The organism is Sporosarcina sp. 6E9 (assembly GCF_017921835.1).
In the GTDB taxonomy this organism is placed as follows: Bacteria; Bacillota; Bacilli; order Bacillales_A; family Planococcaceae; genus Sporosarcina.
Map to the genome: position 1 here is coordinate 2355148 of NZ_JAGEMN010000001.1, position 15038 is coordinate 2370185.

The window sequence follows — 15038 nt, forward strand, 5'->3', positions numbered from 1 at the left end:
TTCTTCTTCAACTCTTGTGCCCTATACTTCAATAAAAAAGGGTGCGATTTTTTTGAAGAAACGCACCCTTTTGTTGAATTAAACCTTAAATGTTTGAATTAGACATAGCTCATCCTCAATTAGGTCTTGTTTTTCTTGAGTCTCAATATTTAATTCATTATAAACTTTTTTCCAAAATGCAACCGCACGCTTATTTTCAACAACTTGCATTACAATATATTGCCCTGGTTTCTCTTCAAATAATTTTTTTACAACCTGCACAGCCAATCCTTTACCTTTATGCTTATTAAGTATGAACAAGTCATTTATTCCATAATCATTGCTTTTTTTCAAGATTGGACGTTCTAATAGTAATATAAAACCGATAATTTTATCATCCAACATTATAAAATAGGGGGATAATCCATCTACTTCCCAGAGTTTATCCAATTCCTCAAAATGAAAAACACCATCTTCTGCAATATCCAAATTCGTGGTAAAATTCGATAGCTCATGAAGATACAGTGAGTAAAAGTTACGCAAGATAGATTTTTCTGATTCCAAAACTTCTTGAAATTTAACAGTCATCGTACAATACCCCTTGGCTTTTTTCTATATTATAGCATGTCAATAATCCGAATTTTTATATATTTGGATAATACTCCTTATTGAACTAAAATGCCCCGTTAGTTCAATAATCAAATAATTTCATTATACCGTCAACACTCACTAATTTCAATACAAGTTAAAATTCTCAGTTTTTTATAAGTGAGCAGCTTGTCCGATTATGAATTGGAAGGTTTTTTATCATTTCGTCAAAAACGAACTTTCGTGTTTTATAAAAAAAACACTGCGAACTGCAGTGCCAATTGATCCTCTAATATGATGTTATTCTAATGCGAAATTGGTATTTGCTTGTTTGTTCATCTGACGAGAACCCGTTAGCCTTATACTTATCCTCTTTCTGATGGTTGAATTATTTATTTTTCTGAAACGATCTTGCTTTCAATCTCGTTAATGGTTTCCCAAATGGTATTTACTTTTTCTACAATTCGGTATTGCTTTTAAATAGATGTAAGAGCAATAACATAGTTTTCTATGAAATCTTTGCTAACCGGTTGTTATCTACGGTTCCAGTGTACATCTGAACCCCTTTTTCATTACAACATGCGTCTCCTAATTCCCATAGACAAACAGATTTGGATTTGGTAACGCATTATAAAAGGTGAATGCCAAAGTTACAAGTTATCCAAATCAATGCCCAGGTCAATATCAAGCATCTCGATTTTCTTCATGAGCAGATGGATCTTCCCAAGGATTAACATATAATTCTCATTAAGTGTTTGGTAATCTTTCTTGATTTTATCAATTGCAATGTCTTTGTCCTGTATTTTAGACTGTAGCAAATTCTTCTCCTGTTCCAGCTTTTCAATCTTCCTGTATAATTGATCCGTTACGACAATTTTGTGATCTATTTCTTTTTTCTTACTAACCTTGAATTGACAAACCTTATTTACCTTTAACACCTTTAAAACATGGTCTTTACTGAAGGTTGAATTTGAAAGTCCGGTTAATTCAATTAGCCTTTTTTTCGTAACAACTCCACCGTCATTCTGAATGTCATCAATTGCTTCCTGCACCTTATTAGCAGTCTCGGCACGTTTAGCCATCTGTAATTCTTTCAGGCCGGCAGGAATATCTCTCTTTTTCATAGATTTGTTACACCCCTTCAATTGTTCCAACAATCTTTTCCACTATATTTCTATGAAGTTTTAAATTATATTCAGCATTCTCTTTCATGAATGGATGATTCTTAAACATGTTTAATTTCGTTTCCCATTGTTCTACCTGATCCACAAAATGATCTAATTCATCCGCATTAGGAACAAAATTCTTACATGATAAACATTCAAACATTTCACTTGGACAATTTCTTATATCGCTACATAAACCAAGTCTGCCGATTTTATGTGCAAAAGGTCTTCGCAATATCTGGGCTGCTTTTGTCGGGTTCTCCGTATTGATAATTTTCCCTCTAAAAAGAACTTCTGATTTATCTTCATTTAAAATTTTCTCCGACTTCTTTCGCAATTCATCCTCTTGTACATGAACATAACTTCCTGTAATCATTTCGGAAGATTTATGATTTGTCATAGCCATTATATCAATAATCCTAAACCCTTCATAAAGCCTATCGGTAATTGCATTATGCCTGAACATGTGGGAGGACAAGTTAACTGGTTCTCCCTTTTCGTCTAATACATTATATCTTTTGCACATTACCTTAATCATGTGATTAAAAGTACCTTCTTTTAAAATCGCTATTTTATTAATGTTCCCTACCAATTCTTTATACTTATTTTGGGTAGGAATGTATTGCGAACTAAAATAGGTAAATAGATAATTCTTGTCCTCGCCCTCCATATGCCTCTGAATAGCCTTAGACGCTTCTTCTTGCCTTCTAATGAGGTTTAAAAGATATTCGCCCTTCCCCTCTTCTTTTACGGCTATTTGCTTAATCTCTGGCTCCAGATGACCACCATTTTGTTTGAAGGTAGGTATGGAAATGACCCTTTCCTGCATATATGGCTTTATACATCCAAAACGCATAGAAGCAACTTCTGTTATACGATTTGGAATAAGCCTGCAAATCCAATATGCAGTTCTATAAACTAAAGGAATTTTTTCATCTTCGAAAATAATATCTAATTGCTTCAAAATACCCTCTTCGATATATTTGCTCTTAGTCGTTCTTTTATGTCTCGGAATTGAGTACGGATTGCTTCCAAATCGAATATGCGGGATTTTCTCGTAACCTGCAAGGGTTAGACAAAAGGAAGACATTCCTGTCCATATAGATTCTTTAGTTCTATGGGCAATTGGAAGAGAGTCCAGATACTCTTGAATATCGTAAATGACTTTTTTATTCACCTTCTCCAATGGTAGATCCCCTAACTCTTCCAATAAATAGTTAAAGAATTTCGAGATGCCGTGGATATTGGTTGCGATTGTTCGAACACTCTTATTCGATGAGAGCCTAACGAGTGCAAATATTTTAACGACTTCCCTGTGTTTTAATGGGATAGATGTAAAATATAAAGTTTTTACCCCCTTTGCTACGCTTTGTTTTTTGAGTGAGTTATCCAAAACCCACTTTTCGTCTTCAAAACTACAACTTTTTGAATGAATGAGCAAAATCTTCTTGAGCTCGGTAATTTCTTTCATTTCTTCTTGTTGCACAATTTTTGCATTTGGTAAATTATTCGCTAACATCACAACACCTCACCCAAAATTGATTATTTCTTGAACAACCGTATTGTACCTTTTTAGTAATGTAGTTTCTTTTTTATATTCTATAAAATCTTGGTAATCATCAATCCCATTCTCCTCGTAGACCCTATGCAATTCATCAATTATTTGAATTTGTGATTCTTTAAGCCCGTCCCATTTGTCTAAGTATGCCTTCCCAGTACATAGTTTTGGACAAACTGCACAACTGGAAGCACCAACCCTTGTTCCGCATGGCCCTTCACTATGATGCTTTGTACAAGTACCAAGTTCTACTTCTCTTTTATTTAAGCAAAAATCTACATAAAGCTGTCTTCTCTCTTCCTCGCCGTATAAATCTAAATTTTCTTTCCCAACATTTAATTCGAATTTCTTTTTGAAAAACTCAGTATTCAGATCAGCCAACTTCGCCTTCTTTACTTCAATGTAATACTTTTCAGTTGTACTTTGAGTTAAGTGCCCCAATTGGTTTGCAACTTCTTGCGGTGTGGCATCATTTTCAATAAGATTTACAGCCACTGTCTTTCTCACTTGTTTTGCTGTAAAATGCCATAGCCTTCCTTCTATGTCGCAAATATGGTGGGCTTTTATAAGCCTGTTTATAGCCAGACAGAAATCCCTTGTTTTAGGAATGAAAACACCGTGATTACTCCTGCGTGCAAAAAGATATTTCAAACCATGTTTCACATAAATATCTTTGCTTTCAGATATGCGTTCTTTTATTTTCTCGTAAATTTCCATGGGGATATAAACAAAATCATCATCACTTAGTCCACGCATTCTTCTTGCTTTTAGGATTTTATGAGGAATATAGTTCATCTTTACATATCCAGCATGCTCTTTGCTGATTTCAAAGCAATCAATCTCTAATTCTATTACCTCTTTTGGGCGTAAGCCTGTATACGAAAAGATTTCGTACATTAACCTATAAACTGGATCTAATTCATCAACATGCAGTTGCAACTGATTAATAACTTCATCTGGGATGAATTCCGTATTCTTAGACATTGCTTCCGCATTATGGATTGAAATTGTTTTAAAGACATTTTCTTTTGGTTTGAAGCCATAACTTTTCTTGTCAAGAACATACTCTGCGAACTTAGATAAAGCACCAATCGTTTTTTTTATGCTTAAAACAGAATACTCGGATTCGTATTCCAAGTATTGAAATAAATAAGCAACATGAAACCTATTAAAATCCGCTATTTTACCTATATTAAATTTCTCTTGAAGTATTTTCAATCCCCTAATCATATTACTAAAATCTTTATATGTAGCGTATGAATTACCAGCATTGTAACTATCAAAGAGATACATCTTTAACTCCTCTCTTAATTTAGGGGATTGTACTAATGTAAAATTGATTTTTATGCTGTGTAATGATAAACCACGTTTAAAATAAATAATCCATTCATCCTTTTCAAGTTTCATAGATTGCTCGTTCCAACTTCCCAAGTATTTAATTTGCCCAAGGATTTCAGTTTCCAATAACTCATTCAATTCCTTAACATGTATAAGAAATGGAGCGATGATTCTACCGGGGCAATTCCTTGTCAACGACTCCTCTTGGAATAGAATTTTAAAAAAACCAACCTTGTTAATTTTCCTTCTTCGCTCATGAAATTGTTCAAGAAGAACCTTTCGGCAATGCTTTAAAAATTCTATTGACGATATTTTATTGAATTCATTTATCTTATTTTGTAGATGAGCTTTTACTACTTTTCTTTTTCCCTGAGTACCTATGCTTATAATGCTTTCTATGGCTTGTTCAACTGCTTTAGTAATTTTGGGATATCTGTCTTTGTGTTTGGTGATAGTGCCACCCTTGTTGGACCGACCTTCTTCTAACAACAAACGAAATGCCTCCGAAGGGGTATAATTTTTAATGTTTCCCTTTTTTAGCTCTCTCAATAGAAACTCCTTCACATAGAGACAAAACTCGGACTCACCAACGCTTGGCAATACTATGTTTTCCGCAAAATGTAAATACCTCCAATCTACATTTTCCTTGTATAATTTCAGAGGAACATTCAACGATTCTCGATTATTAATCTTTTCCTTACACATCTTTATAATCGTTTCACTGTTGTACTTCTCCTCATTCTTAACATCGTCAATCACTTCCGAAAGAACTTTGGATAAATGGGGATAAGGATTCAACATGTATCTCTTAACATTTGCCGAGGAGTTAAAAGCAACCCTACAAAGGGATGTAAAATTCAGTTTTCTTGAACTTTCAATGGATCCTGCCTCCAAAGACTTTAAAACAATTTTTTTAAGATATTTAACAAACTCTTCTTCTCCTACGCATGAAATAAGGTAGACTTCGATGAATTTTAAATACTGATAATGCTTTGTTAGCGGTTTTTCTAATGAAACTGATTTATCCATATGTTCTCGTATTTCCTGTAAAGTGGAATTGATCTGATCCATTTTTAGCTTAGTCCTGTTGTCCATCCTTCATCCCTTCCTTTTTTCGTTTATGAATTTTCTTGGCGGACTCAATTGCTAACCTTTTATCATGTTGATTAATATATGGTTGAATGCTATTACCATTTGACCAACGCATTAATTGGCGTATGTGTTCATCCGTAATATTATCTTCTGGATGTTCCACTTGATGATGTAACAACTCCATCGTTTTCGTGCTTCTTCCGCTGTGAGTTCTGATTCTGCTTGGATCCATTCCCGCTTTCCCGCCAACTCTTTTCAATATCTTTTCAAAGTTTCTATAAGTTAGCGGCTTACCCAAATACGCATCATCCCTTAAATTAATAAATAACTTCTCGGGGTACTCCCACTCCCACTCTGATTTCTTTTCTGCCAATAACATCAACACAACGTCTCTTTCATTGTAAAGATAATCGTCTATTGCTTTAACTGATCTTGAAGATAAAAGTACACTTGCCCCAACGTCTCCTTTCTGCTTACCTTTTGATTGATAAAGGCTTACTTCCTGTGTCATAGGATCATAATCAATTTCCCGCAAACTTAATACTTCATCTATTCTTAGACCTTCCAGTGTTAGCAAAAATACAGAAAGATCACGCAACGTTCTGAAATTAGAGAGCAGAGCCTCTTTCTCCTCTTCCGTATACCATTTATCATATTCCCTTGTACTTTTTGTTCTTGTTATTCTCTTCTCAAGTATTTTTGATATTTCCATGCTCCATATTTGCCCATAAAGATAAGATCTGTTACCCGATCTCTTTTCTCTTTTCACATGAACTTTTATATCTATATCAGCTTCATCTTCAAGATACTTATAAAATTCTTTGATTACGGTAAGATAGTGACCAATAGTGTTATAAGTCACCCTTCCACTTCCTATGTAGAAGGCATCCCCCGTATCAAACAATAACGAATCAACGAATTTCAAAATATCTTTTACAGTCGCCTTCGTGTACGTTCTCCCCCTACTTTCCAAGAAGTCAAAATACTTACGAAGTCTATAAGCATATTGTTTTCCTGTATTGATTGAGTTCCTTCCCGCACTATCAAGAAATCCATTCACCCTAAACATCGGTATATTGTTCTTTAAGAGGTGATACCTTTCTAACTGCTCTCCCTCAATTGTTAATAAGGTGATTTTTTGTACCTTATACATATACTCTCCCCCAATAAAAAAAGAGGTAAGTCCTCTTAGATTTAACTAAGTGGCTTACCTCAAATATATTACACTACTCACGATATAGCAACCATTGATATATCAACGTTTTATAGTCAATGGTATCGTGTGTATTGACTATAGTAAATGGTGTAGTTTTTCTGCAAAATATTGGTGATTGGAAAACCATCGTTAAACATCGTGTTTCTACAGTCCTTCTCCAACCTAAACTTTTGGGGGGCTGTTGTCGTTTCTGTAACACCTTCTATTATTGCGTTGTACTTGTCTTTATGGAACATTTATAAACAGTGTCTCCAAAAGAACGAATGTCGTGAGATAATCGTATCCTTCAGAAATTAAAAAATGCCCCCAATATAATTGAAGGCACTGTGCAGCATTCACTGATAGTTTAGCAATACTCTGTTATATAAACCAAACTCGTTATACACTTTATTTACAACATGTCTTCAACTAACCCCCGTTAGCACAATAAGTAAAGTTGCCTCAATGACAGCTCATTATTTTGAATACAACCTTTCGGGAAGTTCGTCCCAAAATTTCATTAGAGCATCGCCATATCTTGAAAAGTCTGATTCATCAATATTTAAGACTATTTCTGTTAATGTGCTTTTATATAGCTCTAATAAATTTGAATTTGATATTTGGCTTGTAAAAAAACTGGGTTTCAACTGCTCCAATTGTGACGCTGATTGCCCATCTCCGTGTTTAATCACATTTGCTAATAATCTTAATTCATCAATATCAGACCATATAGTAAGCGATTCTAAATTGTAATTGAATTCTAAAAATGTTTCCTTTATTTCACCTATACCTCTGGTACAGAAACTTTTAAAAGTGATTTCATTATTTTTTTTGTCGTACATTTTATGCGTACGAGATATTTCTTCAAATAAAAATTTTCTTACTTGCTGTTCCCAAAACTGATACATTGTAGAAATCCACATTAATTCAGTATTATATCGAATTAGGGATAACCCTTCGTAATGCTCTAATCCTTTTTCCAAAGCGGCATCAGCGAAATCTCCTTCATCATGATAATCGGGATTGAAATATGCACCCATTCCTCTGTAATGTTCATTTGCAATTTGGTTTGCTTCCTCTTCAATGTTATCAAATACTGGGGCTATTCTTTTTGTATATGTATCAATATATAATCTATAAGGTTCCTTGTACTTAAATCGCAGTGAATCATACAAATAAAGTTGAGCTCTCATCTATTATCCCTCCAATTTCAAAAAAGAGTTTATATAGGTATATTCGGCTTAATATGATATATCTCCTCTTTATTTTATAATTTGGTTTTATGGGGTATCCTTCCACACTAATCTGCCCTTTAGCTCAATATCTCCTAGTCCTCTTATTCACGATAGCTGGACCCTTATATATAAGGATAAAATTCCAATTACTATAGTATACTTTGTCAATCATTTGTACTAAGTACATATAACTTGTCCGAGAATGACGACTTTTACGTCTTTGAACGGTGTTAATTTGAAAGCGGTCCATAAATCTTCTTGCTGGGGATAAATCGTTTCCTCAGCGTATTCTTTTATCAAAAACTGGTGAAGCTTTGCATAATACGGTTTTGTAAATTCTTCAAGCAAAACTTCATCCCAATCATTTTCGAAAATCATACTGCTCAACTCAGTCACTCCTTGAATTCGATCGTCACGTCATAGCCGGCGAATAAAAACAGTTCTCGCAATGTCTTTTCAGCGGTTTTTTCTGCCATTTGCAAAACACCTTGTCCTGCCGTTTCTTCTAGTATTAGCTTTTTAGCTTCCTCGGCTAATTCATAGGCTTCTTTGATATTGGCTTTTTCACGGAATAAACCTTCATAGGAATAAATTTCGACGTTATCGAAGAATATTTCGGGACCGCCCAAAAAAGTTGCATGCGGAACTGTCAATTTTGCCGTTTTCTTTACTTCATTGAAAACGATATCGTCTTTCGATATGCCGGACATATCCACGCCAGCTTTCACAGCACCAGGAATAACGACTAAGAGTTGTCGTTTCGTACCAGGAAGATTCAATCCGATGTCTTTACCAAATAATGTATTGTCTTGGCGTTCGATAATCACTTTGGTATATGCTTCTGCTGTCGCGAGCTCATTCAGGTCTTTTATTTGCTCCAAAAACACACCTTTTTCTTCCTTGAATGTGCTCCCAGTTTTTAAGAAATAAAACGTCGCAAAGGGCAACGCGATGATTAACGTGAGAATCAGAAGGGCTATGATCAAAAAAGATTTTTTCCAGACCGAAAAGAATATTTTTCCGACTTTCCAAAAGCCTGATTGATGATTTCCTGTTTCTTCTACTGTGACGGCTGTTTCTTCTTCACTTGCTTTTATTTCATTCAAAAGCCGTTCAATTTCATCCATTCTTTCATTTTTCGACATAAGTGCCCTCCTTTTCATCTAAATCTATTCTCCTCACATTATAGCAAATTCGACGTTTCAACAACTAGAAAATCATGCTAAACTATCTTTGGAGGGATTCGACATGTCCGATATGAATATGCGGAATAAATTGACTAAAGTTACCGAAGCTGCGAAAAATGGCGAACATATTACTGAACGATCGAAGAGTGCCGGATTTACAGTCTTTTTGGCTTTCATTGTGCTCGGAATAATCGCGCTCATCGGGCTTTCCACAGCTTTACTTTTCTATGGACATTGGTTAAGCGCTGGTATCTTTTTCCTCACATCTACTGTATTTAGTTACGTTTTGTTTAAACTAATCACCGCGGATGATATCCGAAATTTGTAGTTTGCGATTAATTTGATAAAATGAAGGTTGATTCCATTCCAATAAAAGGGGACATCAAAAATGACATTGAAAAAGATTTTGACTATAGCAGGATCAGATACTTCAGGCGGCGCAGGTATTCAAGCTGACCTAAAAACTTTTCAAGAACACGGTACATACGGTATGACGGCATTGACTGTCGTGGTCACGATGGATCCAACGAATTGGAGCCACAATGTCTACTCGCTACCTGTAGACGTGCTAAAAGCGCAAATTGCGACGGCCTTATCGACAGGAATCGACGCGATTAAAACAGGTATGCTTAGCACTGAAGAAGTAATTGAAACCGCGGGTAACGCGATAAAAGAAGCCGGACTTTCTAAAGTTGTGATCGACCCGGTTATGGTTTGTAAAGGTGAAGATGAAGTGCTGAATCCCGGAACGGTCGATGCGATGATCGAACATCTACTTCCAAATGCACTTGTTGTCACGCCAAATCTATTTGAAGCTGGGCAACTGGCAGGTATGAAAACGCCGAAGACCATCGAAGATATGAAAGAGGTTGCGAAGAAAATTCATGCGCATGGTGCAAAAAATGTCTTCATCAAAGGCGGAAAAAGCATTAAGCATGATGCTGCAGCGGATTTACTTTTTGATGGTGAAACTTTTACACTGCTTGAAGCAGAAAAGAGCGAGAACCATTATAACCACGGTGCAGGATGTACGCTTGCCGCTTCTATTACAGCAAATCTTGCAAATGGACTTGAAGTGAAAGAAGCTGTCGCTGAGGCTAAGAAATTCGTTTCAGCTGCGATCGCGAATGGTTGGCAACTGAATGAATATGTCGGCCCTGTCTATCATGGTGCGAAAAACAAATTCGGCGGACCTGAGATTACGACAACAGAAGTTTAATACTTTCAAATAAACGACCCCGATTCCGAGGTCGTTTTCTTTATCATATCGTGCGTTTATCTATATACTAAGTAGAGTTGTGATTTTCGTTTAGGAGGATATATTATGGAAATTGTGAACCAAGAACATGTACAGGAGTTACTCACATCCTTCGCAAATAAAGATGTTTACATCCATTTAGAAACGACAAATGGGTCGTATGCAAGCCATTTTAAAGAAGGTTTTTTAAATGCCGGGGCATTTATTCGCAATATCGTTATTAAATTCGAGCTCGGAAAGATTGTTGGAGATTCTCCGCATCGGGTCGGCTTGAAACTTCCCTCTGGTTGGATTTATGCACAAGGAATTACACATTATACAGTCGACGAACATGACCGACTGTTACTCGCGGGGCTTGATCATGAAGGGAAACTTTCGGTTGCCTTGCATATAAGCGAAACACCGTTCACATATTAAGGAGGAACAAATTCATGATTAACAAAGAACGCCACGTACTTATTGTCCTTCCCCATCCAGACGATGAAGCGTTCGGAATTTCAGGGTCAATCGCAGCGTATCGTAAAATGGGGGTTCCCGTTACATACGCCTGTCTAACTTTAGGAGAAATGGGTCGTAATTTGGGGAATCCACAATTTGCGACACGGGAAACATTGCCACAAATTCGCAAAGCTGAACTTGAAAAAGCGTGCAAAGCGATGGGACTTGATGATTTAAGACTAATGGGTTTTCGGGATAAAACAATAGAGTTTGAAGATGATGAGAAAATGGTTAAACTCGTTGAAGATTTAATCGAGGAAACGAATCCGTCACTCGTCATTTCGTTTTATCCTGGCTATTCTGTTCACCCTGACCATGAAGCAAGCGCACGTGCGGTTGTTCGAGCCATTCGCCGGATGGATGAGGCAAAACGTCCGAAGCTTTATGCAGTTGCATTCGCGAATAATACGGAAGCAGAACTAGGCACACCCGATATTATTCATGACATCCAAGATACGATTGAACAGAAACTTGCCGCATTGCGCGCGCATGAATCTCAAACTGTATGGATGATGAAAGAATTGGATGAAAAGCTTGCAGCGAAAGATCCAGAGCGCATGAAATGGGTTCGTTATGAAAGATTCTTCTCTTATAAATGGGATAAGGATTTTGAATAATAGCTATGTAAAAAAACCGTAAGAGCGTTGCGACACGCTTTTACGGTTTTTTATTCACATAATTAATCCTCCGTCAATCGTGAGAATCGTTCCATTGATGAAACTTGCATCATCTGAAGCTAGATACAGGTAACCCGCTGCAATATCTTCTGGTTGTCCAAGTTTTCTCAACGGCGTTTGGGCTTTCATTAATTCGATGACTTTTGGTGGAACTTTCGCTGTCATTTCTGTCGCGATGAATCCTGGTGCAATGGCATTCACTCGAATTCCTTTGGGACCGAATTCTTTTGCCCAACTTTTTGTCATTCCGATAACGCCGGCTTTCGTTGCGGCATAATTCGTTTGGCCAATATTTCCATGAATGCCGACGACTGATGAAGCATTTAAGATCACGCCTGATTGATGGGCCATCATGACAGGAACGACTGCTTTTGTGCAATTAAAAACACCTGATAAGTTAACCGCGATTACTCTCTCCCAAGATTCCTCGTCCATACTTGTTAAAAAACCATCAATTGTAATTCCTGCATTATTAATGAGAATATCAATTGTTTGATGCTTGCTTACGATTTTTTGGACCATCGATACGACATCTTCAGATTTTGATACATCCGCTTGAATGAAAGATATCTTACCGTATTGTTGAAGCTCGTTTACTGATTCATTCCCGGCTTCTTCATTTACGTCGCTGATTACGACTGTTGCGCCTTCTTCAAGGAATCTTTTTGCCGTTACTTTCCCGATACCATTTGCCCCACCGGTTATTAAAGCAATTTTATCTTTTAATTTCATTTACATTCCCCCATTGCTTGCCTATTAGTTTCACAATACGTCAAGTTTTGAGACTAGTCAATCTTCCGTAAATACTACACACTTACTTATACTATCTGTTAGAATAAATGTTGTAACCGCTTACATATTTTCACTCTTTACTTATGCATATAAAGCAGTTATATTGTATTAATATACAAACGAGAAACTACAACTAGGGGCGATTTTTGAAATGAAGAAATATAGTTTATCAACATGGTTATTATTCTTAATTCCATCTATTCTTGGAATCTTATTATTTATGATCCCGATAAAACTTACGGAGGATTGGAAAGTTCCGATTGCGACGTTAGCCGATATTCTTTCGGGTTACATTGCACCGATTATGCCTTGGACTGCTACGGTGATTCTCATTATCGCTGCATTGGGTTCTATCTATTTTCTAATGAAAGGTAAAGATGAAGAAGATACATCGTTCATCACAAATTTATTTAGCGTATCGATTTTTTGGGTGATTACGCGAATTATCGGCGCAGTGCTTGCTTTACTTGTCGTCTTACAAATTGGGCCAGAGTGGATTTGGAATGAGAACACGGGTGGACTTCTTCTTAGTGAAGATGGACTTGTTACATTTCTGTTCACGATTTTCTTATTTGCAGGATTGCTATTGCCACTTCTTCTGAATTTTGGTTTGCTTGAGTTTTTCGGGACGATGATGGTAAAAGTCATGCGCCCTGTTTTCAAACTTCCAGGTCGTTCTTCCATTGATGCATTGACATCATGGATTGGTGACGGCACGATTGGTGTTTTATTGACATCGAAGCAATATGAAGAAGGTCATTATACGAAAAAAGAAGCAGCGATTATTGGTACGACATTTTCGGTTGTTTCGATTACGTTTTCGATTGTCATTATTGATTACGTTGGGTTAAGCTCTTACTTCTTGCAGTTTTACGGGACCGTTATTTTAACTGGTCTAATCCTAGCATTTATCATGCCGCGGATTTACCCGCTTGGAGGTAAAAAAGACGAGTATATCGATGGGCGCCCATTTACTGGCGATGAGGAAAAATTACCTGAGGGGTATAATTCTTTCTCTCACGGATTGGAAAATGCATTGACGAAGGCAGAGACAAATCGCTCATTCGGCAAGACGTTTGCGGACGGCTTTAAAAACGTACTGGATATGTGGATTGGCGTTATTCCTGTTGTAATGGCGTTTGGTACGGTCGCGCTCATTTTGGCCGAATATACGGCTGTGTTTACGATTCTTGGTAAGCCATTCGAACCCATCTTATCGGTTCTTGGCATTCCTGAAGCTGCGGATGCCGCGCAACTTATGGTAGTCGGATTTACGGATATGTTCTTGCCAGCGATTTTAGCAGAAGGCATGATCACTTCTGAACTCACATTGTTCGTAGTTGCGACGATTTCCGTTACACAACTTATTTTCATGGCGGAAGTTGGCGGATTGCTATTGGGTTCTAAAATACCTGTGAATTTCTTGGATTTAGTCATGATTTTCTTATTGCGTACGCTGATTGCATTGCCAATTGTAGCGGGTGTTGCGCATTTGTTGTTTTGACATTTCGAGTACCTGAATGATTCATTATTCAGGTACTTTTTTCATTACTAATGTAGTTCTATATCCCTGTAAAGAAATCTAATTGTGTGCACAACGAGAAAACTTAGTGTATGCTGTATGTATAGCCTTCCTTTGGAACCACTATAAGGAAAACACAATTAGAGAGGGGATATTTATTTAGTGTATTTACTAAATGAGAACTTGGAAACACGAAATGAACGGATCAGCTTTAGCCAAATGATGTTTATCTTGCTAAAGGGTGTAGGACATCTGACAACGATGATTGGTGTCGTGTATATGGCTGCGAGCCTGATTTATATGGCTGTTGGGGTTAGTAGTTGGGTTAACTTGATTGTAGGATTTCTAATCATTGCATTAGGACATCAACTGCAACAACTTGGTGATAAATTAGATGTTCGGCTGACCATTAAGGCACGACATTTAACGATTGAAATTAAACAACACTTTGCACGCGTGCTTGCGCTTGCTATGGTTGTAACTACTTTCCTAGCGATTTAATAACTTAATGAGACGGTTCTTTTTAAGAGCCTTGATATATTGCATGAAGACCTTGCTGAATGACTAGCTAGGTCTTTTTTATTTCAATTTTATGGAATGAAGGCGCGATTTAAGTGAAGAAAAGCATGTTATCAGTTTTGGGATTGTTCGTAGAAGTGTGTTTTGGTCGTTTTGAAAGCCACTTTGGGCGTTTTTGGGTGCGCTTTGGTCGTTTCGAGAGTGGTATTAGTCGTTTAGCGCAGGCTTTGGTCTTTTTGAGAGTGGCATTAGTCGTTTGAAGGCTCGCTTTGGTCGTTTCGCCAAAAATAAAAAACCGTGAGTGCTTTGAACTGAACCCCGAAAAGCGGACACTTTAAAAAAGACCCCTTTCGGGGTTTTTTCTATGGAAAAAACCCGCTATACTAGACTTAACTTGAAGGAGCGGGAAAATACTATGAGTAAAATCCATTTCA

At 36.9% G+C, this 15038-nt stretch carries 15 protein-coding genes; 6 read left to right on the forward strand and 9 right to left on the reverse strand.

The features are described from left to right. Nucleotides 1-78: 78 nt before the first annotated feature. From J4G36_RS11555 to J4G36_RS11590, 8 genes are all read right to left on the reverse strand, one after another. Nucleotides 79-567, reverse strand: coding sequence for a GNAT family N-acetyltransferase (locus tag J4G36_RS11555; RefSeq protein WP_210470333.1), 489 nt, complete (start codon nucleotides 565-567; stop codon nucleotides 79-81). A 650-nt stretch (nucleotides 568-1217) separates the two neighbouring features. After that, nucleotides 1218-1691 (reverse strand): DUF6262 family protein, encoded by a 474-nt coding sequence (locus tag J4G36_RS11560; protein ID WP_210470334.1) that lies wholly within the window; start codon nucleotides 1689-1691, stop codon nucleotides 1218-1220. A 7-nt stretch (nucleotides 1692-1698) separates the two neighbouring features. Next, nucleotides 1699-3252, reverse strand: a complete 1554-nt coding sequence (locus J4G36_RS11565; protein ID WP_210470335.1) for a tyrosine-type recombinase/integrase — start codon at nucleotides 3250-3252, stop codon at nucleotides 1699-1701. A 9-nt stretch (nucleotides 3253-3261) separates the two neighbouring features. Next, nucleotides 3262-5700 carry a tyrosine-type recombinase/integrase gene (locus tag J4G36_RS11570; RefSeq protein ID WP_210470336.1) on the reverse strand — a complete coding sequence of 813 codons (2439 nt, stop codon included), beginning with the start codon at nucleotides 5698-5700 and terminating at the stop codon, nucleotides 3262-3264. A gap of 7 nt (nucleotides 5701-5707) precedes the next feature. Then, on the reverse strand, nucleotides 5708-6646 hold the full coding sequence (locus tag J4G36_RS11575; RefSeq protein WP_210470337.1) for a tyrosine-type recombinase/integrase: 939 nt from the start codon (nucleotides 6644-6646) through the stop codon (nucleotides 5708-5710). Nucleotides 6647-7392: 746 nt separating this feature from the next. Then, on the reverse strand, nucleotides 7393-8109 hold the full coding sequence (locus tag J4G36_RS11580) for a hypothetical protein (RefSeq protein ID WP_210470338.1): 717 nt from the start codon (nucleotides 8107-8109) through the stop codon (nucleotides 7393-7395). A 219-nt stretch (nucleotides 8110-8328) separates the two neighbouring features. Beyond that, nucleotides 8329-8538 carry a uracil-DNA glycosylase gene (locus tag J4G36_RS11585; RefSeq protein ID WP_210470339.1) on the reverse strand — a complete coding sequence of 70 codons (210 nt, stop codon included), beginning with the start codon at nucleotides 8536-8538 and terminating at the stop codon, nucleotides 8329-8331. A 5-nt stretch (nucleotides 8539-8543) separates the two neighbouring features. Continuing rightward, nucleotides 8544-9296 carry a DUF4230 domain-containing protein gene (locus tag J4G36_RS11590; protein ID WP_210470340.1) on the reverse strand — a complete coding sequence of 251 codons (753 nt, stop codon included), beginning with the start codon at nucleotides 9294-9296 and terminating at the stop codon, nucleotides 8544-8546. 103 nt (nucleotides 9297-9399) lie between these two features. Between J4G36_RS11590 and J4G36_RS11595 the strand changes: the two genes are divergently transcribed. The 4 genes from J4G36_RS11595 (at nucleotide 9400) to bshB2 (ending at nucleotide 11711) form a co-directional block, all read left to right on the forward strand. Beyond that, the gene (locus J4G36_RS11595; RefSeq protein ID WP_210470341.1) at nucleotides 9400-9666 is read left to right on the forward strand and encodes a hypothetical protein; all 267 of its coding nucleotides are present in this window, start codon (nucleotides 9400-9402) and stop codon (nucleotides 9664-9666) included. 60 nt (nucleotides 9667-9726) lie between these two features. After that, on the forward strand, nucleotides 9727-10557 hold the full coding sequence (gene thiD / locus J4G36_RS11600; protein ID WP_210470342.1) for a bifunctional hydroxymethylpyrimidine kinase/phosphomethylpyrimidine kinase: 831 nt from the start codon (nucleotides 9727-9729) through the stop codon (nucleotides 10555-10557). Nucleotides 10558-10662: 105 nt separating this feature from the next. Then, on the forward strand, nucleotides 10663-11013 hold the full coding sequence (locus tag J4G36_RS11605; RefSeq protein ID WP_210470343.1) for a YojF family protein: 351 nt from the start codon (nucleotides 10663-10665) through the stop codon (nucleotides 11011-11013). A 17-nt stretch (nucleotides 11014-11030) separates the two neighbouring features. Next, the gene (bshB2, locus tag J4G36_RS11610; protein WP_210470533.1) at nucleotides 11031-11711 is read left to right on the forward strand and encodes a bacillithiol biosynthesis deacetylase BshB2; all 681 of its coding nucleotides are present in this window, start codon (nucleotides 11031-11033) and stop codon (nucleotides 11709-11711) included. 54 nt (nucleotides 11712-11765) lie between these two features. Here the strand turns inward: bshB2 and fabG are convergent, their stop codons facing one another. Then, nucleotides 11766-12503: a 3-oxoacyl-ACP reductase FabG gene (gene fabG, locus J4G36_RS11615; RefSeq protein WP_210470344.1), complete on the reverse strand. Its 738-nt coding sequence runs from the start codon at nucleotides 12501-12503 to the stop codon at nucleotides 11766-11768. A gap of 211 nt (nucleotides 12504-12714) precedes the next feature. Between fabG and J4G36_RS11620 the strand changes: the two genes are divergently transcribed. Continuing rightward, nucleotides 12715-14067: a YjiH family protein gene (locus J4G36_RS11620; protein ID WP_210470345.1), complete on the forward strand. Its 1353-nt coding sequence runs from the start codon at nucleotides 12715-12717 to the stop codon at nucleotides 14065-14067. Nucleotides 14068-14247: 180 nt separating this feature from the next. After that, nucleotides 14248-14586 carry a hypothetical protein gene (locus tag J4G36_RS11625; RefSeq protein ID WP_210470346.1) on the forward strand — a complete coding sequence of 113 codons (339 nt, stop codon included), beginning with the start codon at nucleotides 14248-14250 and terminating at the stop codon, nucleotides 14584-14586. Nucleotides 14587-15038 lie beyond the last annotated feature (452 nt).

What these genes read in the sequence shown, in the direction of transcription:
- J4G36_RS11555 (WP_210470333.1), bottom strand. Translation starts at nt 567, where the DNA reads ATGACTGTTAAATTTCAAGAAGTTTTGGAATCAGAAAAATCTATCTTG.
- J4G36_RS11560 (WP_210470334.1), bottom strand. Translation starts at nt 1,691, where the DNA reads ATGAAAAAGAGAGATATTCCTGCCGGCCTGAAAGAATTACAGATGGCT.
- J4G36_RS11565 (WP_210470335.1), bottom strand. Translation starts at nt 3,252, where the DNA reads ATGTTAGCGAATAATTTACCAAATGCAAAAATTGTGCAACAAGAAGAA.
- J4G36_RS11570 (WP_210470336.1), bottom strand. Translation starts at nt 5,700, where the DNA reads ATGGATCAGATCAATTCCACTTTACAGGAAATACGAGAACATATGGAT.
- J4G36_RS11580 (WP_210470338.1), bottom strand. Translation starts at nt 8,109, where the DNA reads ATGAGAGCTCAACTTTATTTGTATGATTCACTGCGATTTAAGTACAAG.
- J4G36_RS11590 (WP_210470340.1), bottom strand. Translation starts at nt 9,296, where the DNA reads ATGTCGAAAAATGAAAGAATGGATGAAATTGAACGGCTTTTGAATGAA.
- J4G36_RS11595 (WP_210470341.1), top strand. Translation starts at nt 9,400, where the DNA reads ATGTCCGATATGAATATGCGGAATAAATTGACTAAAGTTACCGAAGCT.
- thiD (WP_210470342.1), top strand. Translation starts at nt 9,727, where the DNA reads ATGACATTGAAAAAGATTTTGACTATAGCAGGATCAGATACTTCAGGC.
- J4G36_RS11605 (WP_210470343.1), top strand. Translation starts at nt 10,663, where the DNA reads ATGGAAATTGTGAACCAAGAACATGTACAGGAGTTACTCACATCCTTC.
- fabG (WP_210470344.1), bottom strand. Translation starts at nt 12,503, where the DNA reads ATGAAATTAAAAGATAAAATTGCTTTAATAACCGGTGGGGCAAATGGT.
- J4G36_RS11620 (WP_210470345.1), top strand. Translation starts at nt 12,715, where the DNA reads ATGAAGAAATATAGTTTATCAACATGGTTATTATTCTTAATTCCATCT.